The organism is Caulobacter sp. S45 (assembly GCF_903642205.1).
Classification (GTDB): Bacteria; Pseudomonadota; Alphaproteobacteria; order Caulobacterales; family Caulobacteraceae; genus CAHJWH01.
On record NZ_CAHJWH010000013.1, the window covers coordinates 1 to 25,081 of the forward strand.

Consider the following 25,081-nt stretch of genomic DNA (forward strand, 5'->3'; position numbering starts at 1 on the left):
CCCGGCGCGAGGCCTTGCCGCCGCCGCCCCCGCCCTCGGCCGGACCGGTGGCCTGGGTGCAGATGACCGAACACGGAGCCGAGGTGCGGGTGGTGCGGCCGGGCGCCCTGTGTCCCATCGCCCGGGTGGACGGGCGCACCCTGTCGCTCCGGCCCCGCGCCACCGCCGATGACCGCTTTCCCCTGGTCTGCAGCGCGCCCCTGCAGCCGGGCGCGCGCACCGTGGAGGTGGTGGGGCGCAACCTGGTCGCGCCCCGGCCCGTGGTGCGGCGGATGGTGGTGTTCGCCGACACCGGATGCCGCATCAAGGGGCCGCTGGTGCAGGCCTGCAACGACCCGGCCGCCTGGCCCTTCGCCGAGGTCGCCCGGCGCGCCGCCGCCCGCCACCCCGACCTCGTGATCCACATCGGCGACTACTATTATCGCGAGTCCGCCTGTCCCGTCGGCGACCTGCGCTGCGCCGGCAGCCCGTCCGGCGACCGCTGGGACGCCTGGGCGGCGGACTTCTTCGATCCCGCAGCCCCGCTGCTGCAGGCGGCGCCCTGGGTGTTCGTGCGGGGCAATCACGAGAGCTGCGCCCGGGGCGGCGTCGGCTGGTTCCGCCTGCTTGACGCCGCGCCCGCAGCCAAGGCCTGCCCGGCCGAGGCCAGCGCCTGGACCGTCCCAATAGGCGGGCTGAACCTCTACGTCCTGGACAGCGCCGACACCGTGGACGAGAGCGCGCCGCCCGCCCGGGTGGCCGCCTTCGCCGGACAGCTCTCCGCCTTGGGCTCCGCCCTGGCGAGGCAGCCGGGCTGGATCGTGGTGCACCGGCCGATCTGGGGGCTGGCGCCGGTGGTGCGGATCGGCCCGCTCGGCCCGGTGAGCGTCCCGCTGAACGCGACGGAGCAGGCGGCGGTGAAGGGGCGGGACCTGTCGGCGGTCGCCCTCGTCCTGTCCGGCCACATCCACCATTTCTCCAGCTTCGACTTCGCGGCGAAGCGGCCGGCCCAGCTGGTGGTGGGCACCGGCGGCGACATCGGCCTGCCGGCCGACACCCCGCGGATCACCCGCGACGAGGTGCTGCTGGACGGCCTGACCGCCGACCACGCCGAGTTCGACCGCTTCGGCTACATGGTGCTGGACCGGGTGGGTGACGGCTCCGATCACTGGCGGGGCGTCTTCTACGACGCCCAGGACCGGCCGGTGGTGGACTGCCGGCTGGAGGGCCGGCGGCTCACCTGCGCGCCCGCACTCCGCGCCGCCCGCTGACCACAGGCTGAAACTTACGAGCGAGTTGCGGATTGTGACAGACTCGGGGCGCATCGGCCCTCGAGTCTTGGTGGGCGCATGTCCGCTTCCCCCTTCGCCAGCTTCTTCATGGCCGGCTTCGAATGCTCCACCATGCGGCGCCGGGACGGACACCGCCTGGACCTGATCGAGGCCACCCACCACGACGCAAGGGTGGAGGCGGATTACCGCGCCTGCGCCCAGATGGGCATGGCGACGATCCGCGACGGGCTGCGCTGGCACCTGATCGAGCGCGCGCCGGGCGTCTACGACTGGTCAAGCTGGCGGCCCATGCTGCGCGCCGCCAAGGCCGCAGGCATCCAGGTGATCTGGGACATCTGCCACTATGGCTGGCCCGAGTTCCTGGACCTCTGGTCGCCGCCGTGGGTGGAGAGCTTCACCGCCTTTGCCGAGGCCGCGGCCCGCGTGTTTCGGGAGGAGACCGGCGAGGCGCCGCTCTGGTGCCCGGTGAACGAGATCAGCTTCTTCACCTGGTCCGCGGGCGATGTCGGCTACTTCTTCCCCGCCCACATCGGTCGGGGGCCGGAGCTGAAGCGCCAGCTCGTGCGGGCCGGGATTGCCGCTGCCGAGGCTTGCCTTCGCGTGGACCGGCGCGCCCGCTTCGTCTGGTGCGAGCCGCTGATCAAGATCGAGCCGGTCGCTCACCTCCCCGTGGAAGACGCCGATCGCCTGCATGCCGGCCAGTTCGAGGCCTTCGACATGATCGCGGGTCTCCGCGACGCGGACCTGGGCGGCCGGCCCGGATTGCTCGACGTGGTGGGGCTGAACTACTACCCGCATAACCAGTGGTATTTTGAGGGCCCTACCATCCCCATGGGCCACCACGCCTATACGGACATGAGCGAGCTGCTGGCGGCGACGGCGCGCCGCTATGATCGGCCCATCCTGATCGCGGAGACGGGCGCCGAGCGCAACGCCCGCGCCCCCTGGCTTCACTACGTCTGCGAAGAGGTGCGCGCGGCCATGGCGGCGGGCGCCGACATCCAGGGCGTCTGCCTTTATCCGATCCTGGCCTATCCGGGATGGGACAACGACCGGCACTGCGACGTCGGCCTGTTCGGCACGCCTGAGGGGGGCGGTGACCGCACCCTCTACAAGCCGCTTGCCCAGGAGCTGCGGCGCCAGGAGCGGGCCTTCGAGCCCGTCCACGCCCGCCGCGCGATCCGTCGCCCCGTCCTTCCCGCACAGCTGGAGACCGCTTGAGACCGGGCGAGGAAGGTCCATATCGGACCTATGATCCGTGACACCCCTGCCGCCACAGAGGCGGGCGGCCTCGCCGGCGTGCTCGCTGCGGCCGGCGTCACGCCAGCGGGGTCCCGCGGCCTGCCGCCGGTGCATCTCTGGCATCCGGCCCACTGCGGCGACATCGACATCCGCATCGCTCGGGACGGAACCTGGTTCCACAACGGTTCGCCCATCGGGCGCGCGCCGCTGGTGCGCCTGTTCTCCACCGTGCTGCGCAAGGATCCCGACGGCTACCACCTGGTCACGCCGGCGGAGAAGCTGCGCATCCGGGTCGACGACGCGCCCTTCCTCGCGACCCGAGTGGACCGGCTTGGGACCACGCTGCGCTTCCTGACCAACGTCGGCGACGAGGTCGACGCAGGCCCCGACTATTTCATCACGGTCGAGGCGGGAGCTGCGGGCGAGCCCGCACCCTACCTGCACGTCCGCCGAGGGCTGATGGCCCGCCTGACCCGACCCGTATTCTACGAGCTGGTGGACATGGCCGAGACCCGCACGACCCCGTTGGGCGACGTGCTGGGCGTCGAGAGCGACGGCGCCTGGTTCGCGCTCGGGGCGCCGGGGGCGGCTTGAACGCACCCTTGACGGCGGCGTATGCGGCGGCCACCCCCGGCTCCCCAGCCGAAGTGCTCGAGCCTTGGATCGCCGCTCGGCTTCACCCTCTCTCCAGCGCGCCCGTCTCAGGCGCGCGGACGCGGTTCGATCTTGACGCCGCGGGCGACGCGATCCCCGAAGCCCTGGCCGCCACCGTTCCCGCCGCGGTGCTGATCGCCCTGGTGGAGCGTGAGGACGGGTTGAACCTCATCCTGACCCGCCGGGCGGATACGCTCAGCCGCCACTCCGGCCAGGTGGCCCTGCCCGGCGGCCGGACGGAGCCGGGCGAAGCGGCCTGGACCGCAGCGCTGCGGGAGGCGGAGGAGGAGATCGGCTTGCAGCCCCGCTTCGTACGGACCATCGGCCTCTGCGACACCTACCGGACCGGCACCGGGTTCGAGATCACGCCCGTAGTGGCCTTCGTCGCGGCCGGCTTCACCCTGACGCCGTCCGCGGCGGAAGTCGCGGAGGTGTTCGAGACGCCGTTCACCTTCCTGATGAATCCCGCCAACCATGAGGAGCGCGTCTGGAACAGTCCCCAGGGCGCGCGCCGCTACTACGCCATGCCGCACCAGGACCGGCTGATCTGGGGCGCGACGGCGGGCATCCTGCGTGCGCTCTGGGAGCGGCTGTTCGGCGAGGACGCCGTCAGCCCCGATAGCCCGCCGCTCGCCGCAGCCGATCGTTGATCGCCTCTCCCAGGCCATGGTGCGGGACCGGCGCGACGGCGATGGCGGTAGGCCGGGTGCGGTCGGCTTCGCGGAGGCAGGCGAACAGCCGGGCGGCGGCTTCGCGGAGGTCCGCCGTGACGCTCAGGTTCCAGACGCGCTCACCTTGGGGCGCGTTAGGGCCGAAGGCCAGGAAGGCTTCTCCCGGTTCCGGGCTCCGGGCGTTCAGACGCACCGGCGCGTCCGGGGCGTAGTGCAGCGCCAGCCGGCCCGGCGAGCGCAAGGCATCGGCCGGCGCCTCCTCAAGCTCGCCGACGACGCTGATCAGCTCCCCCCGGGTCAGCCCACCCGCACGAAGGATGGCCGGCCGCTCGCCGAGCAGCGAGACGACGGTGGATTCCAGGCCCACCCGGCAGTCGCCGCCTTCAAGCGCCAGGGCTGCCGAGCCGCCGGTCTCCTCCAGTGCATCGCGCATCCGGGTGGGGCTGGGCCGACCCGAGCGGTTGGCGGAAGGCGCCGCCACCGGCCCGCCGAACGCCTGCAGCAGCGCCAGGGCGACAGGATGGTCCGGGACGCGCACGGCCACGCTGTCCAGCCCCCCTCGGGCCAGATCGCAGGCTCCACCGGGACGGGCCTTCCCGATCAGCGTCAGAGGCCCAGGCCAGAAGGCCTGGGCCAGCGTCACGCCCAGGGACGGCAGCTCGGCGATCTTCATGGCCGCCGCGAGGTCCGGCACGTGGGCGATGAGCGGGTTGAAGCGGGGGCGTCCCTTGGCCTCGAACACGCGGGCCACGGCGGCGGGGTTGCGGGCGTCCGCGGCCAGGCCGTAGACGGTCTCTGTCGGCATGATCACCAGTTCGCCGCGGGCGAGCGCCGCCGTGGCCGCAGCGATCTCGTTCACCGGCTCTTCTTGGCCACCAGCCTCAGCGAGACCTGCACCAGGGGGTCCACCGGCGCGGGCGAACGGAACGGCCCCTCGCCGATGCCGAAGGTGCGCCGATCCAGGGTGAGGGTGGACTGCATGCGTCCGTCGTCATGGCTGATCACCACGGTGAAGGGCACGGTAGTGCGCCAGGCGACGCCGCGGATGTGCACGTCGGCGCTGGCCTGGTAGCGGCCCGGCCCCGTCTGGGTGATGAGTCTGGTGACCATCGTCGCCTGGGGAAAGGCCGTGGTCGCGAGCCACTCGGAGTTGGGCAGCGCTGCGTCCTTGATCGGCTGGCCGGTGAGGGCCGAGGTCGTGTCCACGGTGAGGGTGGCGCGCGAGGTGGCCAGGTTGTGCGGGTCGAAGGCGATCTGGGCGTCCCAGCTGCGGAACACCCCGTCGAAAGGCTGGCCGTTCATCACCGCCCGGAAGGTCAGGCGTGACGCCGCCTTGTCCACGGTCCAGACCGGCGCCGCCTTGGTGGGGGTGGCGGTGCGGGCGCTGTGCTTCGCCGGCCCCGCCGTCACGGTGGCGGTGGGCGTCTGCACGGGAGAGGCGACGGCGGCGGGTCTGGCCGCGCCGGTGGCCGCGACCGGCGACGCCAGGCTGTTGGACTTGCGAGGCGCCCGGAGCAGCAGCGCCGCGACGGCCACGAGCACCGCCGCCAAGGCGAGCAGACCGGCCAGCAGCCCCTTCCTCAACTTGGCCGCCCCTCTTCGCTCCACGCCGTCAGTGTCATCCGAACATGCGGCGGCTGGATTGCCAACGTGATAGATTTATCCTTCAGCGCGCCGAAGTCTTGAATTCCGTCTCGATGGCGAGGCTGACCTCGTCACCGACCATGGGCGCGTACTTGCCCGCGCCGTACTCGGAGCGGCGCACGGTGGCATCGGCGGAGAAGCCCATCCGCACCGCCTTCTCCTGCGGCGAAGGCGCGAAGCCGTTGAACACCACGTCCAGCGTCACCGGGTGAGTCTGGCCGTGCAGGGTGAGATCGCCCACCACCTCCCCGCGCCCCTCGCGCTCCGGCTTGACCGCGTTCGAAACGAAGCTGATCGTGGGGTACTTGGAGGCCCCCAGCACGTCCTCGGCGATCTGGTGGTTAAAGGCCGGATCGCCGGTGTCCACCGATGCGGAGTCGATCTCCACCTGCAGCTTGGAGGCCTCGGGCCGGGCGGGGTCGAAGCTGAACCCACCCCGCACTCCGCTCATACGGAAAGTGTAGGACGACAGACCGAGATGCGACACCTTCAGGATCACGCTGGTATGCGCCGGATCGAGGGCGTAGGCGCCCGCGGGCGCTGCGGCGTAGTCGGTGGAGATGGCCTGCGCCGCCGCAGGCTGCAGGGCTGCTGGCCCAATGGCGAGCAGGAGCGGCAGGGCGGCGGCGCGGAAGGCGGGCGTCATCAAGGCCTCGGCGATGCACGGCAAGGAGTTCGCCGCGCGCTCAACGCCTAAAGCACAGGTCCACCAACCGCGGCGGTTTGATGGCGCCCTCAGACCTGGGCCAGCATGTAGTCGGCCGAGGACACCTCGAAGGCGCCGCCTTCCTCCACGTTCAGCTTGTCCACCACCCCGTCCTTCACCACCATGGAGTAGCGCTGCGAGCGCGGGCCCATGCCGAACTTGGAGCCGTCCAGCTCCAGCCCCAGGCTCTTGGCGAAGGCGCCGTTGCCGTCGGCGAGCATCATGACCTGGTCGCCCACGTCCTGCGATTTGGCCCAGGCGCCCATGACGAAGACGTCGTTGACGGAGGTGCAGGCGATGGCATCCACGCCCTTGGCCTTCAGATCGGCGCCCTTCTCCAGGAAGCTTGGCAGGTGCTTTGCCGAGCAGGTCGGGGTGAAGGCGCCCGGCACTGCGAACAGCGCCACCGTCTTACCCCCGAACACGTCGGCGGTGGTCTTGGGCTCGGGGCCGGAGCCGCCCATGGTCATGAAGGTGGCCTCGGGCAGCTTGTCGCCAACCTTGATCGTCATTGCGGACCTCTTCGAGTGGTGGGCGGGCAATACGGCGCAGCGCGCGCCCCCGCAAGCGGTGCGCCGCCTTGCATCGCGCGCCCGCTCGCCCATGATAAGCGGATGAGCGGACCTGATCCCGACGGCGACTTCCTGGCCGGGCGCATGCTGATCGCCATGCCGGGCATCGGCGACCCGCGCTTCGAGCGCGCAGTGATCCTGATGTGCGCCCACTCCGCCGACAACGCCATGGGCGTGACCGTCAACCATCCCCTGAACGGGCTGTCGCTCGGCGAGCTGCTGGAGCGGCTGGGGGTCGAGCAGAAGGCCATCCGCATGCAGCAGGCGGTTCTGGCCGGGGGTCCGGTGGATCGCGAGCGTGGCTTCGTCATCCACACCGCCGATTACGCCACAAGCGACAGCACCGTGGCCGTGAACGAGGATCTGTCGCTGACCCCCACCCGGGAGGTGCTTGAGGCCATGGCCGACGCCGACAGGCGACCGCGACACTCCATCCTGGCGCTCGGCTGCGCCACCTGGGGTGCGGGTCAACTGGAACAGGAGATCCGCGAAAACGTCTGGCTCGCCTGCGAGGCCGACGAGAACATCGTCTTCGACGAGAACCACGAGACCAAGTGGACCCGGGCCCTGGCCAAGATCGGCGTCCGCGCGGACCACCTCTCGGCGCAGGCGGGAAGCGCGTAGCCTCTTCGCCCTCCCCTCGAAGGGGAGGGGCAGGGTGAGGTGAGTCCACGGCGTTTGTGGAAGAACGGGGGTGGCTCCTCCCATATCCTTCCGTCTACCGCAGCGGTCACACTCCACCCCGCCCTCCCCGTCGAGGGGCGGGAGAGATCATCCCTCCCCCCTTATTTTCCCGAACAGCAGGTGGTCCCGCCACTGCCCATCGATCTTCAGATAGCCCTTCGCACGTCCCTCAAGCTCGAACCCGGCCTTCAGCAGCAATCGTCGCGACGCTTCGTTGTCGGGGCAGCAGGCGGCTTCCAGCCGATGCAGGCCAAGGCGGCCGAAGGCGAAGCGGGCCACCGCCTGCACCGCCTCCAGCGTGTACCCCCGCCTTGAGTGCGGCTCGCCGATCCAGTAGCCGAGCGTGCCGGTCTGTGCGACGCCGCGCAGGATGTTGCGCAGCGTGACGCCGCCTACCAGCACGTTGTCGGTGATGCGAAACACGAAGAAGGCGTGACCCTGGCCCAGGTCCTGGTCGCGCTGGTAAAGCGCCAGCCGGCGGCGAAAGGCGGCGCGGGTCAGGTCGTCCGATGGCCAGGTCGGCTCCCAGGGCTGCAGGAAGCCCTGGCTGTCGTGGCGCAGCGTCGACCAGGCCTGGAAGTCGCCCATGCGCGGCGCTCGCAGGCGGACGCGCTCGGCCTCCACCGCGAACCCGGAATCGGCTGACATCCAGTCGAGCACCGCCATCGGTGACAGAGCCTACAGGATTTCCCGCTCCCGCGCGCGCGCTTCCTGCAGCCCGCGGCGGGCGAGCGCGTCCGCGCGCTCGTTCATGGGGTGGCCGGCGTGGCCCTTGACCCAGCGCCAGCTCACCTCGTGGCGGCTCCGGGCGAGGTCGAGCTCGCGCCACAGGTCCTCGTTCTTCACCGGCTTCTTGTCGGCGGTCTTCCAGCCCCGCGCCTTCCAGCCGGCCAGCCACTCGGTGATCCCCTGCCGCAGGTACTGGCTGTCGGTGTGCAGTTCCACCTTGCAGGGGCGGGTGAGGGCCTCCAACGCGCGGAGGGCGGCGGTCATCTCCATGCGGTTGTTGGTGGTGCGGGGCTCGCCGCCGCAGATCTCCCGCTCGCGCCCCTTGGCGGTGAGGATGGCGCCCCAGCCGCCCGGCCCCGGATTGCCGCTGCAGGCCCCGTCGGTGAAGATGATGACGTCGTCGTTCATGCCGAGTCTTTGGAGGCGAAGGGATCGTCGGTGAGGCGGCGGAAGAAGGCGAGCCGCGCCTCATACTCCATCGGGTCCTTGGGACGCACCATCGCGCCCGGCGGCGTAGCGCCCCAGTCCGCCAGCCGGGTCAGGAAGAAGCGCATCGCAGCGCCGCGGGCGAGCACGGGAAGCGCCGCTCGCTCCCGGACAGAGAGCGGCCGGAGCGTGTCGTAGCCCGTGATGAGCGCCGGGACGCAGTCGGGCTTGAACTGCCCGTCCGACGTGAAGGTCCAGGCGTTCAGGCAGATCGCCAGGTCATAGGCCAGCGCGTCGGTGCAGGCGAAGTAGAAGTCGATGGCCGCCGAGAACCGCTGTCCGATGAAGAAGACGTTGTCGGGGAAGAGGTCGGCATGGATGGAGCCTCGCGGCAGCCCGGCCGGCCACCCGGCGCCCAGCGCGGCGAGGTCGGCGTGGATGTCCGCCGCCAAGCCCGGCCTTAGCCCGTCCGCCGCGGCGCCCAGGGGTTTGAACAGGGGCGCCCAGGTGGGTTGGCCTAGGGTGTTCTCGCGCTCCCCCGGAAAGTCGCGCCCCGCGAGGTGCAGTCTGGCCAGCCCGGCCCCCGCCTCGCGGCAGTGGGCCGGCGTGGGATGCTGCACCGCCACGCCGGTGAGGAAGCTGACCAGGGCCGCGGGCCGCTGCCGCACGGTCTTCAGCATCCGCCCCCGCCGGTCGGCCATGGGCGTGGGGCAGGGGAAACCCCGCTCCGCCAGCCAGCGCATCAGGTCGAGGAAATAGGGGAGATCGCCCTCCCGCACCCGCCGCTCATAGAGCGTCAGGATGAACCGTCCCCGTTCGGTCTCCAGCAGGAAGTTGGAGTTCTCCACCCCCTCCGCGATGCCCTTGCAGGAGATGGCCGGGCCGAGGTTGAAGTCGGCGAGGAGCGCTGTGAGGTCGTCCTCGTCGATGGGTGTGTAGACGGCCATGTGGGCGGCAGTGAGGGTGCGAATCCGAGCTGTCAACGGGCCCTACCGTCCCCGGGCGTCATCGCCAGCTGCGCGACCTACGCGAAACGCACCAGGCGAGCGCCGGGGAGGAGGTCGTAAGGAGCACGCCAACCTGGCAAGGCGGCCACGCGTTGCAGCCACGCGTGGACCGCGTGGTGGCTGGCGGGAAGGTCATAGCCCGTTTCATCCCCGGGATAGGACAGGTAGGCGCACATGGACACATCGGCGATGGTGGCCCTGTCGCCGGCTATGAAGGGGCGCGCACCCAACTGGCCTTCCACAATGCCCAGGAAGTCGTCCACCCGGGCGCGAAGATAGGCCTTCACCGCCGGATCGGACTTGGCGCTGAAGGTGCGCATGAAGCGGTAGGTCGCCATGTGCGCCGAGAGCTTCTGATTGTCCCAGAACAGCCAGCGGAGCACTTCGAACCGCTCGGCGTCGGTCTGGCCGGCGAACCGCCCATAGGTGCCGGCCAGGCGCAGAAGGATCGGACCCGTCTGGGTGAGGCGTTCGCCCTCGATCTCCAGGACGGGGATCTCGCCCATCGGGTTGACGGCGGCTCGCCACTGCGGCGTCCAGGTGATGCGCGCGCCGAAGTCGGTCCAGATCGGCTCGAACGACTCGCCGCACAAGGCGAGCATCAGGGCCAGCTTGTAGCTATTCCCCGACTCCGGGAAGTAATGCAGGCGGTAGCGGCTGACGCCCAGTTCTCCCGGGCCATGATTCACGCCGGCTCCGCCTCCTGCGTCAGCACGCGCGGCAGCTTGAAGGTGACCGTCTCGCGCGCCGTCTCGGCGACGTCGATGGAAAGGTCGAAGCGGGCGGCGAGCCAGTCCTGCACGCCTTCCACCAGCACCTCGGGGGCTGAGGCGCCGGCGGTGAGGCCGAGCACGCGGACGCCCTCGAACCAGGACGGGTTGATGCAGCCCGCGTCGTCGATGAGCCTGGCGTCACGGGCGCCGGCCTTCACCGCCACCTCCACCAGGCGCTGAGAGTTGGACGAGGTCGCGGAGCCCACCACCAGCACCAGGTCGCAGGCCGCCGACATGGCCTTGATCGCCTCCTGCCGGTTGGTGGTGGCGTAGCAGATGTCGCGCCCGTGCGGCCCGACGATGCGGGGAAAGCGGGTCTTCAGCGCCAGCATGATCTCCGCCGTATCGTCCATCGACAGGGTCGTCTGGGTGACGAAGGCCAGGTTGTCGGGATCGCGTGGCTCGACCCCCATGGCGTCCTCCAGGGTCTCCACCAGACGGATCGCGCCTTCGGGAAGCTGGCCGAGCGTGCCGTCCACCTCCGGGTGGCCGGCGTGGCCCACCAGGATGATCTCGCGGCCCGCGGCGTGGTGGCGCTCGGCGTCCAGGTGCACCTTGGAGACCAGCGGGCAGGTGGCGTCCAGATAGAACATCCGGCGCCGCTCGGCCTCGGCAGGGGCGGACTTGGGGACGCCATGGGCGGAGAAGACCACCGGGCGGTCGTCAGGGCAGTCGTTCAGGTCCTCCACGAACACCGCGCCGAGCTTCTTCAGCCGATCGACCACATGGTTGTTGTGCACGATCTCGTGCCGCACATAGACGGGGGCGCCGTACTTGGCGATGGCGCGCTCCACGATCTGGATAGCCCGGTCCACGCCGGCGCAGAAGCCCCGCGGGTTGGCCAGGATGACGGTCAGGCTCGGCCGCTGGGGCGCAAACGCGTTCATATCGCCAAATTAGGCTCCGGTGGCCCCCTGCGCTAGCGTCGCCACGGCTTTTCTGGCGAGTGGGCGTCCAAGCTCACGCGCCGGGTTCGTTGCGAGGGGCGCCACAAGCGGGTAGAACGCCGCCTAACGCGCCCCGCGGCGCTCCTTCCGTCCGGTGCCCCATGCGTCGCGCTCTCACCGTCGGCCTCAGCGCCCTGCTCCTCGCCGGTCTGCCGCTGGCCAAGTCCTACGCCCAGTCCTCGCAGAGCCAGGACGACCAGCGCCGCCAGGCCGAGGCCGACGAGGACGCCAAGAAGAAAGCCAAGGACAAGGAGTGGAAGATCGAGCAGCAGCCCCTGCCCGACCAGAAGAACGCCGGTCCCTGCCCCTTCACCAAGGTGCTCTACGACGCCAGCCGCTATGTGGAGCTGAAGGGCGGCCAGGAGGCGCCGGAGGCCGTGGGCTACACCGGCGAAATCCAGGGCCTGCAGGCGACCTGCCAGTACAAGGGCGCCGAGCCGATCGTCGAGCACCTGTCGGTGGGCTTCGCCTTCGGCAAGGGCCCGATGGCGAAGATGATGCACAAGGACTACCGCTACTGGGTGGCGGTTACGGTGCGGAACGTCGCCATCCTCGACAAGCAGTACTTCACCGTCTCCGCCGACTTCCCCCGCGGCATGGACCGGGTGAACTATGTCGACCACTTGGCGGACATCACCATCCCGCGCGCCAAGGCCGGGGTGAGCGGCGCCAATTTCGAGATCCTGGTCGGCTTCGACGTGACGCCGGAGATGGCGGAGTTCAACCGGCTGGGCAAGCGCTTCCGGGTGAACGCGGGGGGCGATGTCGAGGTGACCAAGACCGCGTCGGCGGCGGGGAATCCCGGCCCTAGATGACCGACCTGAAAGGGCGGCTGACGCAGGCGGTCGCGGCCGCCTTCGCCGCCGAAGGCTTGGCCCTCGAGCGGGCGGCCGTCTCCGTGTCCGACCGGCCGGATCTCGCCGACTTCCAGAGCAACAGCGCGCTCGTCATCGCCAAGGCGGCTCGCGCCAACCCGCGCGAGATCGCCGGGCGCGTCGCGGAGCGCCTGGCCGGCGACGCCGACCTAGCGTCGGTCGAGGTGGCCGGGCCTGGGTTCGTGAACCTGCGCGTCGCCGATCGCCTGCTGGCCGAGCGCGCGATGGAAGTGGAAGCGTCGCGCCTCGCAGGCGCCGCTCCGGTGGCCGAACCGCGCCGCGTGATGGTCGACTATGGCGGCCCCAACGTGGCCAAGCCTATGCATGTCGGGCACCTCCGCGCCTCGATCATCGGCGAGTCGATCAAGCGCATCTTCCGCTTCCGCGGCGACGAGGTGCTGGGCGACGCGCACTTCGGCGACTGGGGCTTCCAGATGGGCCTGCTGATCACAGCGCTGGCCGAGCGGGACTCTGCCTCGCCTTTCCTGGCCGAGGGCGCCGGGCCGTTCCCGGCGGCGAGCCCGGTGAGCCTGAAGGACCTGGAACGGCTCTATCCTACCGCGGCCGCCCGGGCCAAGAGCGAGCCGGAGTTCCGCGAGCGGGCGCGCCGCGCCACGGCCGAGCTGCAGGCCGGCCGCCCCGGCTATCGGGCGCTCTGGGCGCACTTCGTGGCGGTCAGCCGCGGCGCGCTGCAGCGGGAGTTCCACGCCCTGGGCGTCGAGTTCGACCTGTGGAAGGGCGAGAGCGACGCCGACCCGCTGATCGCCGGCATGGTCGACGAGCTGGCCGGGAAGGGCCTGCTGGTGGAGGACCAGGGCGCGCGGATCATTCGGGTGGTGCGCGAGGGCGACAAGCGCGAGCTGCCGCCCTTGCTGGTGGTGTCCTCCGAAGGCTCCGCCATGTACGGCACCACCGACTTGGCCACCATCGTGGACCGCCGGCGAAGCTTCGACCCGGCCCTGATCCTCTACGTCGTGGACCAGCGCCAGGCCGACCATTTCGAGCAGGTGTTCCGGGCCGCAGGGCTCGCGGGCTACGCGGCCGAGGGCGCGCTTGAGCACATCGGCTTCGGCACCATGAACGGCGCCGACGGCAAGCCCTTCAAGACCCGCGAGGGGGGCGTGCTCAAGCTGTACGACCTGATCTCCATGGCGACCGGCAAGGCGCGGGAGCGGCTTCACGAGGCAGGGCTGGGCGCCGAGCTACCGACGGCCGAGTTCGAGGCGACCGCGCACAAGGTCGCCATCGCGGCGCTGAAGTTCGCCGACCTGTCCAACCACCGCACCACCGCTTACGTCTTCGACCTGGACCGCTTCACCAGCTTTGAGGGCAGGACCGGGCCGTACCTGCTGTACCAGGCCGTCCGCATCAAGAGCCTGCTGCGCCGCGCCGAGGCGGAGGGCGCGGCCGCCGGCCAGATTCTGGTGCGCGACCCTGCCGAGCGCGAGCTGGCGCTCGCGCTCGACGCCTTCGCCGCCGCCGTGCAGGACGCCTATGACAAGCGTGCGCCGAGCTTTCTGGCCGAGCACGCCTACCGGCTGGCCCAGACCTTCTCCCGGTTCTACGCCGCCTGTCCGGTGCTCGCCGCGCCGGACGAGGCTCTGCGCGCCTCTCGCCTCGCGTTCGCGCGCACCACGCTGAAACAGCTGACGTGCGCGCTGGACCTGCTTGGCATAGAGACGCCGGAACGGATGTGACGCCGCCTGCGATGAACGTAGGCCGCAAGCGACAGGAAATACTGGGATGCGCTTCACCAAGGACCACGAGTGGGTGCAGGTCGAGAACGACACCGCGACCGTCGGCATCACCGCCTACGCCGCCGAACAGCTGGGCGACGTCGTGTTCGTGGAGCTGCCCGAGGTCGGCAAGACTCTGAAAGCCGGCGACAACCTGGCGGTCGTGGAGAGCGTGAAGGCGGCCTCGGACGTCTACGCGCCGGTTTCCGGCGAGGTGACCGAGGCCAATGGCGCTTTGGGCGATGCGCCGGAAACGGTGGGAGAGGCGCCTGAGAGCGCCGGCTGGTTCGCCAAGATCAAGCTGGCCGATCCCGCCGAGACCGAGAAGCTGATGGACAAGGCGGCCTACGAAAGCTTCCTGCAGACGCTCTGAAACGTGGCTGCTTGGTCCTGCCGGTCAGGGTCAGGGCGCATTAGCGACTTGCGGCTATACCCTGTTGCGATGGTGAAACCCGGCCCGGGTGAGGCGCTGAGGCGCGACGCATGATCAAGCGCATGCGCGGGATCTGGCGCGCCGTCCTGGTCATGCTCGGCCTGATCCTGATCCCGCTCGGTCTCGTGGGCGCGGTGCTGCCCACCCACCTGCTCGGCGTCCTGCTGGTGCTGGGCCTGATCCTGGTGCTGCGAAACTCGATCCGCTGGCGGCGCCGCTTCATTCACATCCAGCGGCGGTTCCCGCGTTACGGCTATCCGGTGCGCCGGCTGCTGCGAGGCGAGGTGCTGCCGGTGGTCTGGCACGAACTGCTGAGGAGCGAACGCTTCTTCATCCCTCGCCAGTGGCGCCGGCTGAGACGCACCCGCACCGCTTGGCGGCAGAGGCGCGCGCGGCTGAGGAGGACGGCTTGAGGCGTTCAGCGAAAACACCAGCCGCGTGATATCAAAGGCAACCGCCAGTGAACTGCTACAGCCCGGTCGCCTCTCTCCTCCTTGCCCGGAACAGGTCCGGGGGAAGAGAAGAACTTGTCGAAGTTCGACAGCTACAATGCGGTGAGGCGTTGCCGTTCGGCGCCTCGGACGCCTAGCTCTTCACCTTTACATAGCTCCCCGGCGCGTCCTCAATGACTGGCAGCGGTCCGGCCGCCGGATCGCGCGCCGGGACCTTTCCGCCCGAGCGCTCAGCCAGCCAGGCCGCCCAGTCCGGCCACCAGCTGCCCTTGTGCTCCTCCGCCTCCGCCAGCCAGTCCTCCACCGTCTGCGGCAAAGCGGTGTTCACCCAGTGCTGGTACTTGTGGGCTGAAGGGGGATTGATGACGCCGGCGATATGACCCGAGCCGGCCAGGGTGAAGCGCACCGGTCCGCCGAACAGCTTCGCGCCGCGGTAGACCGAGCGCATCGGCGCGATGTGGTCCTCTCGTGAGGACTGGACATAGACCGGCGTGTGCACCGCCTTCAGGTCCAGCGTCACGCCGCCGAGCTTCAGCTCCCCCTTCGAAAGCAGGTTGTTCTGGTAGAACTGGCGCAGGTAGCCCAGGTGCAGCGCCTTGGGCATACGCGTCTGGTCGGAGTTCCAGAACAGCAGATCGAAGGCCGCCGGCTCCTTCCCCATCAGATAGTTGTTGACGAAGAACGACCAGATCAGGTCGTTGGCGCGCAGCATGTTGAAGGTGTCGGCCATGGCGGCGCTGGGCAACACGCCGTCGGCCGCGTCCATCATCTTCTCCAGGTCCGCCAGCCAGGCGTCGTCGACGAACAGCATCAGGTCGCCCGCCTCGGCGAAGTCCTGCTGGGCGGCGAAGAAGGTGGCTGAGGCGATCACATCCAGGCCCCGCTTGGCCATGTGGGCCATGGCGCAGGCCAGCATGGTCCCGCCGATGCAGTAGCCCACGGTATTGACCTGGGTGGCGCCGCTTTGGCCGAGCACCTGCGCTATGGCGGTGTAGGCGCCTTCGAACACGTAGTTCTCCAGCGTCTTGCCGGCCAGCGCCGGTCCCGGATTGACCCACGAGGTCAGGAAGACGGTGAAGCCCTGGCCGGTCAGCCAGCGGATCATCGAGTTCTCGGGCTTCAGGTCCAGGATATAATATTTGTTGATCCAGGGCGGGAAGATCAGCAGCGGGATTTCCTGCACCTGCTCGGTCGTGGGCGAGAACTGCAGCAGCTGGAACAGGTCGTTCTGGAACACGACCTTGCCGGGCGCGGTGGCGACGTTCTCGCCCACCTTGAACTTCTGGTAGTCGGTCTGGCTGATCGCCAGTTTGCCGCCGCCGCGCTCGATGTCCTCGGCGAACCGCTGAGCGCCCTTCAGCAGGCTCTCGCCCTGAGTCTCCAGCAGGGCCTTCAGCGCGGAGGGATTGGTGGCCAGGTAGTTGGAGGGCGAGAAGGCGTCGGTGAGCAGCTTGGTGAAGAAGGCGACGCGGCGCTTGGCCAAGGGGTCGATGCCCTCCGCCCCCGCCACCAGCTCGTTCAGCCAGCCGGAGGTGACCAGGTAGGACTGCTTCATCACGTCGAAGACGGGATTCTCGCTCCAATCTGCATCGTTGAAGCGCTTGTCACCCTTGGGTGCCGCGACCACCTCGGGCGCCGTTTCGCCGGCGGCGCGGGCGGCGGTGACGCGCCAGAGGTCGACATAGCGCTCGAACAGGTTGGCCTGCGCCTTCATCAGCTTGTCGGGGCTGGAGGCCAGGCTCTGAACCACCTGCGCCATGGCCGGGGCGACGTGGAAGGGGTCCGGGTTCGGCGGCTCGCCCGATCCGCCTTGGCGGGCCGCGGCGCCGGTGATGGCGGACTGGACGGTGGCGGCGGCCTGGGAGAGGTTCAGCGACAGCTGCTCCAGCGTCCGCCGCTGCTCGGGCGTGAGCAGGTCCAGGCCGGCGAGCCCGAACGCGGAGGGCGCAGGCTCCGGTCCCGAGGCGGGCGGAGGGGTGAGGGACGGATCGCGCGGCTCCTGGCGAACGTCGGGGTTCGGCGCCCCGTCGGCAGTCTGGGCGGCCGAGGGTGGGGGAGCGGCGTCGTCCATGGGCGATCCTTCCATGCGCCACGGCTGTGCCGCCGTGTTCTCTTTCTCAACGCCCGATCATCGCATAAGAGCCGGAGCGGGATGAACGGCTTCTCCACAGGGTCATATGCCGGGTCGGCTCTCCGCAACGGGGCGGCGTGCGCGCTTGTCTTGATCACATGCGGTTGCGCCGACCTGCGACGGTCGGTCAGCCTGCCGCCTGTGAACCCGGAATCGCCCGTGGCCGGCATCGTCGAGCCGGCGTCCAAGCTCGACTACGTCATACCTCGTCTGGACGATGTCCCGCCTCTTCCCAAGAACGTGCCGGACGCCGGGACGGTGAAGGTGGGCGTGGTCTCTCTGGTGCGCTGCCGGGGAGGGCTGGAGCGGTTCCCACTCATTCACCCGCCGCTGAGCAGCGGGACCGCTCAGTTCGCCACCGCGGAGCGCGACGCAGCCCAGGTCAACCCGGCCGACGTGCCGTCGCCGGAGTCCGCCGCCCGCACCGACGCCTTCGCCGCCGGCCTCCGGGCCGAAGTGGCGCCACCCGCCGCCATCTCCTCAGGCGCGCCCCTCTCCGCCGACCAGAGTCGACCGCCCGTGGCGGCCACGCCGGGCGCACCCTCCAGACCTCGGCAGCCTCGCCGCGCCGCCGCGCGCCAGGCGGCCGTCCCGCCCGTGTCGTCCGCCCAGGCGACCGCCGCTCCTTCCGAACCCGCGCGCGCTGTCGAGACCACCGGGGCTCCTCCGCCATTGCCGGCCCCGCTGCCCGATCCGCTCCTGGCCCGCTGCACGTGAGCAGCGAGGCTCCGCGGGCCAGCCGCATCGGCCTGGCCGGCCTCGGGACGGTCGGCGCCGGCTTGCTGGAGCTACTGCGCGCCGCGCCGGACTATGCGCCGGACGGGCGGCGGATCGAGGTGTCCGGCGTCTCAGCCCGGTCTCGCTCCCGGCCGCGCCAGGCGGACATCTCGATGCTCAGGTGGTTCGACGACCCGGTGGCCCTGGCCACCGCGCCTGAGACCGACATCTTCGTGGAGCTGATGGGCGGCTCGGATGGTCCTGCCAAGGCGGCGGTGGAGGCGGCGTTGTGCGCCGGCAAGCCCGTGGTCACGGCCAACAAGGCGCTGGTCGCCGAGCACGGGCTGGAGCTTGCCCGCCTGGCGGAGGCGAACGGCGCGCCGCTGCTGTTCGAGGCGGCGGTGATGGGCGGCGTGCCGGCGGTCAAGCTGCTGCGCGAGGGCTTGGTCGGGGATGGCGTAGACAGTGTCTCCGGCATCCTCAACGGCACCTGCAACTACATCCTGAGCGAGATGGAAGCGTCGGGCCGCGAGTTCGCCGACGTGCTCGCCGACGCCCAGCGCCTGGGCTACGCCGAGGCCGATCCCGTCATGGACGTGGGCGGGTTTGATGCGGCGCACAAGATCGTGATCCTGGCCGCCATCGCCTTCGGCGGCGCCCCGAACTTCGCCGCCGCGGAGGTTGAGGGGATCGAGGCGGTGTCGCGGCTCGACATCCAGCTGGCGGCGGAGCTAGGCTACCGCATCAAGTTGATCGCCTCGGCGGTGCGGGAGGCGCAGGGCGCCAGGGTCCAGGTCGCCCCGGCGCTCGTGTCTCTGGACCACCCCCTGGCGCGCGCCGGCGGCGCGTTGAACGCTCTGTTCATCGAGGGGCGGCGAACCGGGCGGCTCTACATCCAGGGCGCCGGCGCCGGCGCCGGCCCCACCGCCGCCGCGGTCGCCGCCGATATCGCCGATGTGGCGGTGGGCACCGTTCGCCGGCCGGTGTTCCAGCGCCCGGCCGAAGGCCTGGTGCGCCTCATGCCGGGCGATGCGGAGGCGACCATGTCCAAGGTCTACCTGCGGCTGGTGGTGCGCGACCGGCCGGGGGTGATCGCCAACGTCTCCGAAGCCTTGGCCAAGGCGTCCGTGTCCATCGACAGCTTCCTGCAGCACCCGGTGGGGCTCACGGGGCTGGTGCCGATCGTGCTGACCACCCAGGCGGCCAGCGCGGGGGCCGTGCGCGACGCGGTGGAGCACATATCAGCACTCGACGCCGTGACCGAACGCCCGCGCACCATCCGCATCCTGCGGGGCTGAGCCTAGAGTTCCGCCTCCTCCATGCGAGTCTGATCGAGTTTGGCGCCGTTCAGGTCCGCCTCCAGCAGACGGGCCCGGCGCAGGTCCGCCTGGCGCAGGTCGGCCCGGCGCAGCACGGCGCGGGTGAGATCGGCGCGGGCGAAGCGGCCCTCGGCGATCATCAGCGGCGTCAGCCGCGCGCCGCGGAGGTCCGCGCCTCCCAGCAGCGCGCCCGCAAGCCTGACGCCGCGCAAGTCCGCGCCGCGCAGGTCGGCCTTGCGCAGGTCCGCTCCCGCCAGGTTCGCCCCCTGCATCTGCGCGCCCTGCAGGTCCATGCCGTAGAAGATCGCGCCTTCCGCCCGCATGGCGGTCAGCTGCCGGCGCGCGAGGCTGCGCACCGGCCGGAAGTCGACACGCGACAAGTCCGGAGCCGCGCCGCCGGCGTGCCCCTGCGAGCCGCACCAGGCCCCGTGGCGGGCGAGGACCTCCCACAGCGGTTCATCGTCGATGAAGACCAATGCGGGGGGCTCGCCCAGGGTGTCGTCCAGGGCGCCGTCGTCCAGCAGCGCCTCGCCTATGGTGGCCCCGGCGATCATGGCCTTGCGCAGGGAGGCGCCCGCCAGGTCGGTATGGCGCATCTGGGCGCCGCCGAGGTCTGCGCCGTCGAGCACCGCGTTGCACATGCGCGCGCCGTTCAGCACGGTCCGCGAGAGGTTGGCTTCGCGCGCGTCCACTGCGCAGGTGACACCTTCGCCGAGCAGGGCGCCCTCCATGGCCGCCCCCTCGGCCACGGCATAGTCCACCGCACCGGCTTCCTGGTGACGCATGATCCTTAGGCCTTCTCGCAGGTCGTGCAAGGCGATGACGCCCTCGCGGAGGTCGCAGGCGGTGAGGTCGGCGCCGGAGAGGTTGGCGCCGCGCAGGCAGGCTCCACGAAGGTCGGCCCTGGCCAGCCGTGCGCCCCGCAGATCGGCGTCACGAAGGTCCGCCCCGAACAGCACCGCCTGTTCCAGGTCGCAGCGGCCGAGCAGGGCCGAGTTCAGCACCGCCCCGGTGAGAACCGCCTCGCCGAGATCCACATCCTCGAACAGCCGGTTGGACAACTCGCGGTAGGACAGGTCGGCCCGGCGGCCGCCCGCCTTGCCGGCGCGATAGCGGGCGTGGCTGTCCAGCACCTCGCGCAGCTCGGCGTCGTCGATCGGGCGGATGGGATTGCGTCGCGGGCGCATGGGCAGGACCCCCATACACCGGGCAGGTTCAGAAGCCGTAAGCGACAGCGCAGCGACGGCTAGGCCGAGCTATGCGCCTGCACGGCTTCCAAGCCCAGCATGGCGGCCTTGCGCGCCAAGCCCCAGTGGTAGCCGGTGAGCCGCCGGTCCGCCCCGATCGCCCGGTGGCAGGGGATCAGGTAGGAGATCGGGTTGGCGCCGATCGCCGCCCCTGTCGCCCTGTGCGCGCCGGGCCGGCCGGCCCATGCGGCGACCTGGCCATAGGTTGCAGTGCCCCCCGGCGCGATACGCAGCAGCGCCTTCCAAACCTGGACGTGGAACGGCGGTCCGATCAGCACCATCGGCGGCGTTCCTCCGCCGAACACCTCGGCGGCGTAGCGGGCGGCCAGGGCGTCGTCGCGCACCCAGCCGGCGGCCGGCCAGCGCGGGCGCATGTCCGCAAGGCTGGCCGCCTCGCCCTCATGGTCCACAAAGCCCAAGCCGCAGAGCCCGCGGGGCGCGGCCACCAGCAGGGCCTCGCCGAACGGAGAGGGCGCCAGCCCCCAGCGCAGCTCCAGACCTTCGCCCCGGCGCCGGGCCTGGCCGGGCGTCACGCCCTCCTGCACCACGAACAGGTCGTGCAGGCGCGAGGGACCGGACAGGCCCGCCTCCAACGCCGCATCCAGTATGCTGTCCCCGGCCTCCAGTCGCGCGCGGGCCTCGGCGTGGGTCAGGGCGGCGAGGAAGGTCTTGGGACTGACCCCGGCCCAGCGCGTGAACACCCGCTGGAAATGGTGCGGGGAAAGGTCCGCCGCCTCGGCCGCCTGGTCCAGGCTGGGGCGATCGCGCCAGCGGCGCGCCAGCCAGTCCAGTGCACCCTGCATCCGCTCGAAATCCTGCGCCTTGAGGGCGAAGTCGCGGGCGAACGGGCTGAGGAGATCGGGGCTCATGGGAGTGGTCTAGGCCGGCCTTTGCACCGCCGCCGCCCGGTTCTTGCGGTGGCGCGGACCGTGGGTCACGAGGCGTAGCGTTCCGAACGGGCGCTCTGGATGGCTCGCTGCAGCGCCTCGGCAAAGCTCGAGCGCTCCTCCGGGCTGAGGCCGCCGCCGACGCTGAGCACCCGGTTGGAGAGCCGCAGGCGGACCCGGGCCTCATGTTCGCCCGCCTGCTCAACCGACACCCGGGTGAAGGCGGTCGGCGAGCTCCAGACCGTCTGCTCGCGCCCCTTGGGTGGTCTGTGGGAGACCTGGACCCGGTCGGCGGTGACGTGCACCCGCTCCGCCCGCCCGGCCCGCCGGTTGCTGACCCGGAAGGCGATCGCCAGGCCCACGAAGTCCAGACCCAGGAAGATCGGCACGGGGAAGGCGCCGATGGCCAGCAGGAAGACCATGACCAGCAGGTTGTAGACCACCAGCACGCCCATCAGCAGCCAGAGCCCACGCCTGGACAGCGAGCGGTTGGGCGTAAGCAAGGCGTCCATATAGACGTGCGCGCCTGGGGCGCCGGCTGCGGACATGGAGGCCATCTGAGCGAGCATATGGACCCCCGCCGCCCCACGCGCCATGGTGCTTCCGCATGAGCGCGCCAACCCGATCCAAGTCCCCGAGCGTCACGCCGGGCGGCAAGGCGACGCGGAGCGTCAGGGCCAGGTCGCCGACCCGCCTGTCACCCAGGTCAAAGGCGCGGATCACCGAGATCTTCGCCCGCTTCCAGGCCGCTCAGCCCGATCCTCGGCCTGAGCTGGACTACATCAGCCCCTACACCTTCCTGGTCGCGGTGGCCCTGTCGGCGCAGGCGACGGACAAGTCGGTGAACAAGGCGACCGAGACGCTCTTCCCCATCGCCCACACGCCTGAGAAGATGCTGGAGCTCGGGGTCGAGGGGCTTGAGCCCTACATCAAGTCCATCGGACTCTACCGCAGCAAGGCCAGGAACGTCATCGCCGCCGCCCGCATCCTGGTGGAGCAGTACGGGGGCGAGACGCCGCTCCGGCGCGAGGCGCTGCAGGCGCTCCCGGGCGTCGGCCGCAAGACCGCGAGCGTGGTGCTGAACCAGCTGGATGTCGAGCCGGCCATCGCTGTGGACACCCACGTCTTCCGCGTCTCCCACCGGCTGGACCTCTCCCAGGCGAGCACGCCGGACGCGGTCGAACGCGACCTGATGGCCCGCGTGCCGGAGCCCTACCGCACCCGCGCGCACCACTGGCTGATCCTGCACGGCCGCTACATCTGCGTGGCCAGGAAGCCGAAGTGCCCGCAGTGCCCGGTGGCGGACCTCTGCCCGTCGCGTCCCCTGTACATGGGGGCGTGAGGTGCGCTCACTCCGCCGCCATCTGGCGGCTGCCCGCGATCACCCCGCGCATCCAGGCCTCGACCGATCGGGCCATAGCCTGGTCGGTGAAGCGGGCTTCGTAGCGTCGCCGCCCGGCCTCTCCCATCGCGCGCCGCAGGCCGGGGTCGCGAACCAGGCGCAGAAGCGCCGCCACAAGGGCCGCCGGGTCACCAGGCGGCGTGAGCAGGCCTGTGTCTCCCTCAGCCACCACCTCGCGCAGACCTCCAGCATCGCCTGCGACACAGGGCTTGGCGAAGATCATGGACTCCAGGGCGGTCAGGCCGAAGCTTTCGTAGCGGGAAGGGACCGTCACCACATCGCAGGCGGCGTAGCGGCGGAGCAGCGCCGCGCGCGGGAGAGGACCCTCGAAACGCACGCGCCCCAGCCAGGACGCGCCACCATGGCGCTGCAGGAAGGCTTCCCGCCAGGGCTCTTCGCCCGACACGTCCTCGCCCACGACGGTCAGCCGCGCAGACGGTGCTTGCTGCAAGACGGCAGGCACAGCCTCGAGCAGCACGTCCACGCCCTTGCGCCGCTCGAGACGGCCTACGAACAGGATTTCGACGCCGCCTCCACGGGCCGCCGGCCTGACGCCCTGGGCGAGATCGGGCAGGCCGTGGGGGACGACGACGGCGCGGCAGGCGAGGTCCGGCAGGTCAAGGGCCGCGCCGATGTCGCAGGCGGCAGCCCGGCTGTTGGCGAGCACATGGACCGCCCCGGCCAGCAGGCGCCGCTCACCTGCGACCACCCTGTCGACATGGGTGCGGCGGTAGGCGTCGCTCCAGCCCGGCTTGAACCCGGCCATCTGGGCGCAGGCGGTGTGCAGGCTGACGGCCACCGGCCAGGGACCGCCGACCAGTGCTGCGGCCTCGAGGTCCCAGAGCGGTCCCAGCACGAGGTCGAACCGGCGCCGGGAAGCCATCCTGGCCACCTCTTCGGCTGCGGCGAGAGCAGGTTGGGCGACGCTGGCCGGCAGCCCCGTGGTGACGCCCGGACAGCCCGGAAGGCGCTTTGTCGGCCGGTCCGCGATGCGGTGGACCCAGACGCCGTGCCCCGCCGCAACCTCCAAGCCGACGGACGGCTCGGCCGAGCGGGCGCGCGTCACGACGCTCACCTCATGTCCTTCGGCGGCCATCGCATTGGCCAGGGCGTGCGTCCAGACCGCGACGCCGCCGCAGGGGGCCTCGCTGGCATTGGAGGGATAATCCTGTGAGAGCAGGCACAGCTTCAGCCTCTCCGCAGCCGGCCGGAGCACCGGTGCGCCCGGCCCCCACGCGACCCCCGTCGGACGGGCTTCCAACCCTTGCAAGAGACGACGCGGACCGCCTGCGGCCATGCGCACGCCCTCGACGAGCCCGGCATCGATCTCAGCCAGGAAGCGGTCCGCCTGGCGGGCCGATATCACGCCGTGATCCCGCCGCCATCGCGTATCCCTCTGCAGTCCTTCTACGTAGGCTTGGAGATGCTGGACCACCGCCTCCAGGCCCTGGTCTGCGAGGGCGTTGCGCCACGCGAAATAGGCGGTCGACCGGGCGCAGGCGATCAGGCTCACCGGTGCGCGATCGGCGCGACGCTGGGCGCTCGGCGCATAGGCGTGATGCACCTCGGCGTCCGCAGCGATGGTCAGCCGCCAGCTGGCTTCAGCCAGCCGCAGGCAGACGTCGGTCTCGTCCAGGAAGTAGGCGTAGGCCTCGTCGAAGCCGCCGACGCCGAGCAGGGCGTCCCGTCGGAACGAGCTGTTGGTTCCCGTGAGGCTGAGATAGCGCCCGATGTCCGGCGCGGGAGGGTCCAGCCGTGCGCGCCTCAGATCGCCCACGTCCTGCGATCGGCCGAGCCGGTCCGCTACGACGACCTTGCACTGGTAGGCGAGCCCGGTGTGGTCGCGAATGTAGCCGCCCACGCCGCCCACCTGCGGGTCGGTGTAGGGACGGGTGATCCGCTCCAGCCAGTCCGGCTCGGGAACGGCGTCATCGTCCAGGAAGGCCACGATCTCACCTCGCGCGAGCCGTAGGCCTTGGTTGCGCGAGGCGGACAGGTTAGCCTGGCCACAGGCCGAGACGCGTATGCGGCCGGCGTGCCGGGCCAGGACCTCCGCCGTCTCGTCCCGGCACGGCCCTGGGACGACGATGACCTCGAAGCTGGGATGACGCTGCATCGCCAGGGCGCTGAGGGCCCGGTCCAGCCACGGCGCCCTGTCCAAGGTGCTGACGATCACGGACACGTTCTGCGGGGCGCCGGCGACGCCCGGCGGCAAAGCGGTCGCCCTGGAGGACGCGGGCTCCAGGCGCGCCAGCCGTTCGGTTAGCGCCTGGAGGGCGGCGAGCGTGACCTTGAGCCGGATGTCCACGGGCAGGCGCACCCGTCGCCGGTCCGGCGTCGCAGGAGGGGGGACGCAGGTGGCGGCCGGTACGGCGACGGGCTTGCCGAGTGCGCCCTTCAGAGCCCACACCGTGCGGGAGGCCATCAAGCCCGCCACGGGGACCGTCCGAAGGCGGCCATAGGCGTGCTTCAGTGCGGCCTTCATCTATACCGACCCCCCTGTCTCCCCGTCGAGATTAACCGGGTTCCGGTTGCGAGACGCAATATGCAATCGAA

The 25,081-nt window shown here is 70.8% G+C and carries 26 protein-coding genes; 12 read left to right on the top strand and 14 right to left on the bottom strand.

Features of this window, described 5'->3' with window-relative positions; translation table 11 throughout:
* The 4 genes from HUV06_RS02730 to HUV06_RS02745 all read left to right on the top strand — a co-directional run.
* A partial coding sequence (locus tag HUV06_RS02730) for a metallophosphoesterase (RefSeq protein WP_217433602.1) occupies nt 1-1,250 on the top strand: 1,250 nt, incomplete at its 5' end.
* A gap of 78 nt (nt 1,251-1,328) precedes the next feature.
* Nucleotides 1,329-2,492 (top strand): beta-glucosidase, encoded by a 1,164-nt coding sequence (locus tag HUV06_RS02735; protein ID WP_174299742.1) that lies wholly within the window; start codon nt 1,329-1,331, stop codon nt 2,490-2,492.
* Between the two features lie 30 nt (nt 2,493-2,522).
* Nucleotides 2,523-3,107 (top strand): DUF1285 domain-containing protein, encoded by a 585-nt coding sequence (locus HUV06_RS02740; RefSeq protein ID WP_174299743.1) that lies wholly within the window; start codon nt 2,523-2,525, stop codon nt 3,105-3,107.
* On the top strand, nt 3,104-3,817 hold the full coding sequence (locus tag HUV06_RS02745; protein ID WP_254600846.1) for a CoA pyrophosphatase: 714 nt from the start codon (nt 3,104-3,106) through the stop codon (nt 3,815-3,817). Before HUV06_RS02740 ends, HUV06_RS02745 begins: the two co-directional genes overlap by 4 nt.
* Here the strand turns inward: HUV06_RS02745 and HUV06_RS02750 are convergent.
* The 4 genes from HUV06_RS02750 to HUV06_RS02765 form a co-directional block, all read right to left on the bottom strand.
* Nucleotides 3,777-4,697, bottom strand: coding sequence for an L-threonylcarbamoyladenylate synthase (locus tag HUV06_RS02750; protein WP_256429993.1), 921 nt, complete (start codon nt 4,695-4,697; stop codon nt 3,777-3,779). The genes HUV06_RS02745 and HUV06_RS02750 overlap by 41 nt on opposite strands.
* Nucleotides 4,694-5,422: a YceI family protein gene (locus tag HUV06_RS02755; protein WP_174299744.1), complete on the bottom strand. Its 729-nt coding sequence runs from the start codon at nt 5,420-5,422 to the stop codon at nt 4,694-4,696. Before HUV06_RS02755 ends, HUV06_RS02750 begins: the two co-directional genes overlap by 4 nt.
* 82 nt (nt 5,423-5,504) lie before the next feature.
* The gene (locus HUV06_RS02760) at nt 5,505-6,128 is read right to left on the bottom strand and encodes a YceI family protein (RefSeq protein WP_174299745.1); all 624 of its coding nucleotides are present in this window, start codon (nt 6,126-6,128) and stop codon (nt 5,505-5,507) included.
* An 89-nt stretch (nt 6,129-6,217) separates the two neighbouring features.
* Nucleotides 6,218-6,700 carry a peroxiredoxin gene (locus tag HUV06_RS02765; protein WP_174299746.1) on the bottom strand — a complete coding sequence of 161 codons (483 nt, stop codon included), beginning with the start codon at nt 6,698-6,700 and terminating at the stop codon, nt 6,218-6,220.
* 102 nt (nt 6,701-6,802) lie between these two features.
* On the opposite strand from HUV06_RS02765, the gene HUV06_RS02770 reads away from it, so the two are divergent.
* Nucleotides 6,803-7,384 (top strand): YqgE/AlgH family protein, encoded by a 582-nt coding sequence (locus HUV06_RS02770; protein WP_174299747.1) that lies wholly within the window; start codon nt 6,803-6,805, stop codon nt 7,382-7,384.
* Between the two features lie 147 nt (nt 7,385-7,531).
* Here HUV06_RS02770 and HUV06_RS02775 read toward each other — a convergent pair whose 3' ends face one another.
* The 5 genes from HUV06_RS02775 to ispH form a co-directional block, all read right to left on the bottom strand.
* Nucleotides 7,532-8,092, bottom strand: coding sequence for a GNAT family N-acetyltransferase (locus HUV06_RS02775; protein ID WP_254600847.1), 561 nt, complete (start codon nt 8,090-8,092; stop codon nt 7,532-7,534).
* Between the two features lie 30 nt (nt 8,093-8,122).
* On the bottom strand, nt 8,123-8,581 hold the full coding sequence (rnhA, locus tag HUV06_RS02780; RefSeq protein ID WP_174299749.1) for a ribonuclease HI: 459 nt from the start codon (nt 8,579-8,581) through the stop codon (nt 8,123-8,125).
* The gene (gene thrB / locus HUV06_RS02785; RefSeq protein ID WP_174299750.1) at nt 8,578-9,546 is read right to left on the bottom strand and encodes a homoserine kinase; all 969 of its coding nucleotides are present in this window, start codon (nt 9,544-9,546) and stop codon (nt 8,578-8,580) included. Before thrB ends, rnhA begins: the two co-directional genes overlap by 4 nt.
* A gap of 77 nt (nt 9,547-9,623) precedes the next feature.
* Entirely contained in the window at nt 9,624-10,295 is a 672-nt protein-coding gene (locus HUV06_RS02790) for a glutathione S-transferase family protein (protein ID WP_217433603.1), read from the bottom strand.
* On the bottom strand, nt 10,292-11,266 hold the full coding sequence (gene ispH / locus HUV06_RS02795; RefSeq protein WP_174299751.1) for a 4-hydroxy-3-methylbut-2-enyl diphosphate reductase: 975 nt from the start codon (nt 11,264-11,266) through the stop codon (nt 10,292-10,294). The genes HUV06_RS02790 and ispH overlap by 4 nt, the downstream gene beginning before the upstream one ends.
* A 161-nt stretch (nt 11,267-11,427) precedes the next feature.
* Between ispH and HUV06_RS02800 the strand changes: the two genes are divergently transcribed.
* The 4 genes from HUV06_RS02800 to HUV06_RS02815 all read left to right on the top strand — a co-directional run bounded on the left by HUV06_RS02800 (nt 11,428) and on the right by HUV06_RS02815 (nt 14,783).
* Nucleotides 11,428-12,141, top strand: coding sequence for a Tat pathway signal sequence domain protein (locus tag HUV06_RS02800; protein WP_174299752.1), 714 nt, complete (start codon nt 11,428-11,430; stop codon nt 12,139-12,141).
* On the top strand, nt 12,138-13,898 hold the full coding sequence (gene argS / locus HUV06_RS02805) for an arginine--tRNA ligase (protein WP_174299753.1): 1,761 nt from the start codon (nt 12,138-12,140) through the stop codon (nt 13,896-13,898). The genes HUV06_RS02800 and argS overlap by 4 nt, the downstream gene beginning before the upstream one ends.
* 46 nt (nt 13,899-13,944) lie before the next feature.
* Complete coding sequence (gcvH, locus tag HUV06_RS02810) at nt 13,945-14,310, top strand: glycine cleavage system protein GcvH (RefSeq protein WP_174299754.1); 366 nt, start codon at nt 13,945-13,947, stop codon at nt 14,308-14,310.
* Between the two features lie 110 nt (nt 14,311-14,420).
* On the top strand, nt 14,421-14,783 hold the full coding sequence (locus tag HUV06_RS02815) for a hypothetical protein (RefSeq protein WP_174299755.1): 363 nt from the start codon (nt 14,421-14,423) through the stop codon (nt 14,781-14,783).
* A gap of 172 nt (nt 14,784-14,955) precedes the next feature.
* Here HUV06_RS02815 and phaC read toward each other — a convergent pair whose 3' ends face one another.
* The gene (gene phaC / locus HUV06_RS02820) at nt 14,956-16,893 is read right to left on the bottom strand and encodes a class I poly(R)-hydroxyalkanoic acid synthase (protein WP_174299756.1); all 1,938 of its coding nucleotides are present in this window, start codon (nt 16,891-16,893) and stop codon (nt 14,956-14,958) included.
* 219 nt (nt 16,894-17,112) lie between these two features.
* On the opposite strand from phaC, the gene HUV06_RS16175 reads away from it, so the two are divergent.
* Together HUV06_RS16175 and HUV06_RS02830 are read left to right on the top strand one after the other, a co-directional pair.
* Nucleotides 17,113-17,670: a hypothetical protein gene (locus tag HUV06_RS16175; protein WP_174299757.1), complete on the top strand. Its 558-nt coding sequence runs from the start codon at nt 17,113-17,115 to the stop codon at nt 17,668-17,670.
* On the top strand, nt 17,667-18,968 hold the full coding sequence (locus HUV06_RS02830) for a homoserine dehydrogenase (RefSeq protein WP_174299758.1): 1,302 nt from the start codon (nt 17,667-17,669) through the stop codon (nt 18,966-18,968). The genes HUV06_RS16175 and HUV06_RS02830 overlap by 4 nt, the downstream gene beginning before the upstream one ends.
* A 2-nt stretch (nt 18,969-18,970) precedes the next feature.
* Here HUV06_RS02830 and HUV06_RS02835 read toward each other — a convergent pair whose 3' ends face one another.
* The 3 genes from HUV06_RS02835 to HUV06_RS02845 form a co-directional block, all read right to left on the bottom strand.
* Nucleotides 18,971-20,176, bottom strand: a complete 1,206-nt coding sequence (locus HUV06_RS02835; RefSeq protein ID WP_174299759.1) for a pentapeptide repeat-containing protein — start codon at nt 20,174-20,176, stop codon at nt 18,971-18,973.
* Between the two features lie 59 nt (nt 20,177-20,235).
* Nucleotides 20,236-21,105, bottom strand: coding sequence for a bifunctional helix-turn-helix domain-containing protein/methylated-DNA--[protein]-cysteine S-methyltransferase (locus HUV06_RS16505; RefSeq protein ID WP_174299760.1), 870 nt, complete (start codon nt 21,103-21,105; stop codon nt 20,236-20,238).
* Nucleotides 21,106-21,170: 65 nt separating this feature from the next.
* A complete protein-coding gene (locus HUV06_RS02845) occupies nt 21,171-21,671 on the bottom strand; it encodes a DUF2244 domain-containing protein (protein ID WP_174299761.1) in 501 nt (166 codons plus the stop codon).
* Between the two features lie 59 nt (nt 21,672-21,730).
* Between HUV06_RS02845 and nth the strand changes: the two genes are divergently transcribed.
* Nucleotides 21,731-22,465 (top strand): endonuclease III, encoded by a 735-nt coding sequence (gene nth / locus HUV06_RS02850; protein WP_174299762.1) that lies wholly within the window; start codon nt 21,731-21,733, stop codon nt 22,463-22,465.
* A gap of 7 nt (nt 22,466-22,472) precedes the next feature.
* On the opposite strand, the gene HUV06_RS02855 is transcribed toward nth, so the two are convergent.
* Entirely contained in the window at nt 22,473-25,010 is a 2,538-nt protein-coding gene (locus HUV06_RS02855) for a glycosyltransferase (RefSeq protein WP_174299763.1), read from the bottom strand.
* Nucleotides 25,011-25,081: the final 71 nt, after the last annotated feature.

What these genes read in the sequence shown, in the direction of transcription:
- HUV06_RS02735 (WP_174299742.1), top strand. Translation starts at nt 1,329, where the DNA reads ATGTCCGCTTCCCCCTTCGCCAGCTTCTTCATGGCCGGCTTCGAATGC.
- HUV06_RS02740 (WP_174299743.1), top strand. Translation starts at nt 2,523, where the DNA reads ATGATCCGTGACACCCCTGCCGCCACAGAGGCGGGCGGCCTCGCCGGC.
- HUV06_RS02760 (WP_174299745.1), bottom strand. Translation starts at nt 6,128, where the DNA reads ATGACGCCCGCCTTCCGCGCCGCCGCCCTGCCGCTCCTGCTCGCCATT.
- HUV06_RS02765 (WP_174299746.1), bottom strand. Translation starts at nt 6,700, where the DNA reads ATGACGATCAAGGTTGGCGACAAGCTGCCCGAGGCCACCTTCATGACC.
- HUV06_RS02770 (WP_174299747.1), top strand. Translation starts at nt 6,803, where the DNA reads ATGAGCGGACCTGATCCCGACGGCGACTTCCTGGCCGGGCGCATGCTG.
- HUV06_RS02775 (WP_254600847.1), bottom strand. Translation starts at nt 8,092, where the DNA reads ATGTCAGCCGATTCCGGGTTCGCGGTGGAGGCCGAGCGCGTCCGCCTG.
- rnhA (WP_174299749.1), bottom strand. Translation starts at nt 8,581, where the DNA reads ATGAACGACGACGTCATCATCTTCACCGACGGGGCCTGCAGCGGCAAT.
- thrB (WP_174299750.1), bottom strand. Translation starts at nt 9,546, where the DNA reads ATGGCCGTCTACACACCCATCGACGAGGACGACCTCACAGCGCTCCTC.
- ispH (WP_174299751.1), bottom strand. Translation starts at nt 11,266, where the DNA reads ATGAACGCGTTTGCGCCCCAGCGGCCGAGCCTGACCGTCATCCTGGCC.
- HUV06_RS02800 (WP_174299752.1), top strand. Translation starts at nt 11,428, where the DNA reads ATGCGTCGCGCTCTCACCGTCGGCCTCAGCGCCCTGCTCCTCGCCGGT.
- argS (WP_174299753.1), top strand. Translation starts at nt 12,138, where the DNA reads ATGACCGACCTGAAAGGGCGGCTGACGCAGGCGGTCGCGGCCGCCTTC.
- gcvH (WP_174299754.1), top strand. Translation starts at nt 13,945, where the DNA reads ATGCGCTTCACCAAGGACCACGAGTGGGTGCAGGTCGAGAACGACACC.
- HUV06_RS02815 (WP_174299755.1), top strand. Translation starts at nt 14,421, where the DNA reads ATGATCAAGCGCATGCGCGGGATCTGGCGCGCCGTCCTGGTCATGCTC.
- phaC (WP_174299756.1), bottom strand. Translation starts at nt 16,893, where the DNA reads ATGGACGACGCCGCTCCCCCACCCTCGGCCGCCCAGACTGCCGACGGG.
- HUV06_RS02835 (WP_174299759.1), bottom strand. Translation starts at nt 20,176, where the DNA reads ATGCGCCCGCGACGCAATCCCATCCGCCCGATCGACGACGCCGAGCTG.
- HUV06_RS16505 (WP_174299760.1), bottom strand. Translation starts at nt 21,105, where the DNA reads ATGAGCCCCGATCTCCTCAGCCCGTTCGCCCGCGACTTCGCCCTCAAG.
- HUV06_RS02845 (WP_174299761.1), bottom strand. Translation starts at nt 21,671, where the DNA reads ATGTCCGCAGCCGGCGCCCCAGGCGCGCACGTCTATATGGACGCCTTG.
- nth (WP_174299762.1), top strand. Translation starts at nt 21,731, where the DNA reads ATGAGCGCGCCAACCCGATCCAAGTCCCCGAGCGTCACGCCGGGCGGC.
- HUV06_RS02855 (WP_174299763.1), bottom strand. Translation starts at nt 25,010, where the DNA reads ATGAAGGCCGCACTGAAGCACGCCTATGGCCGCCTTCGGACGGTCCCC.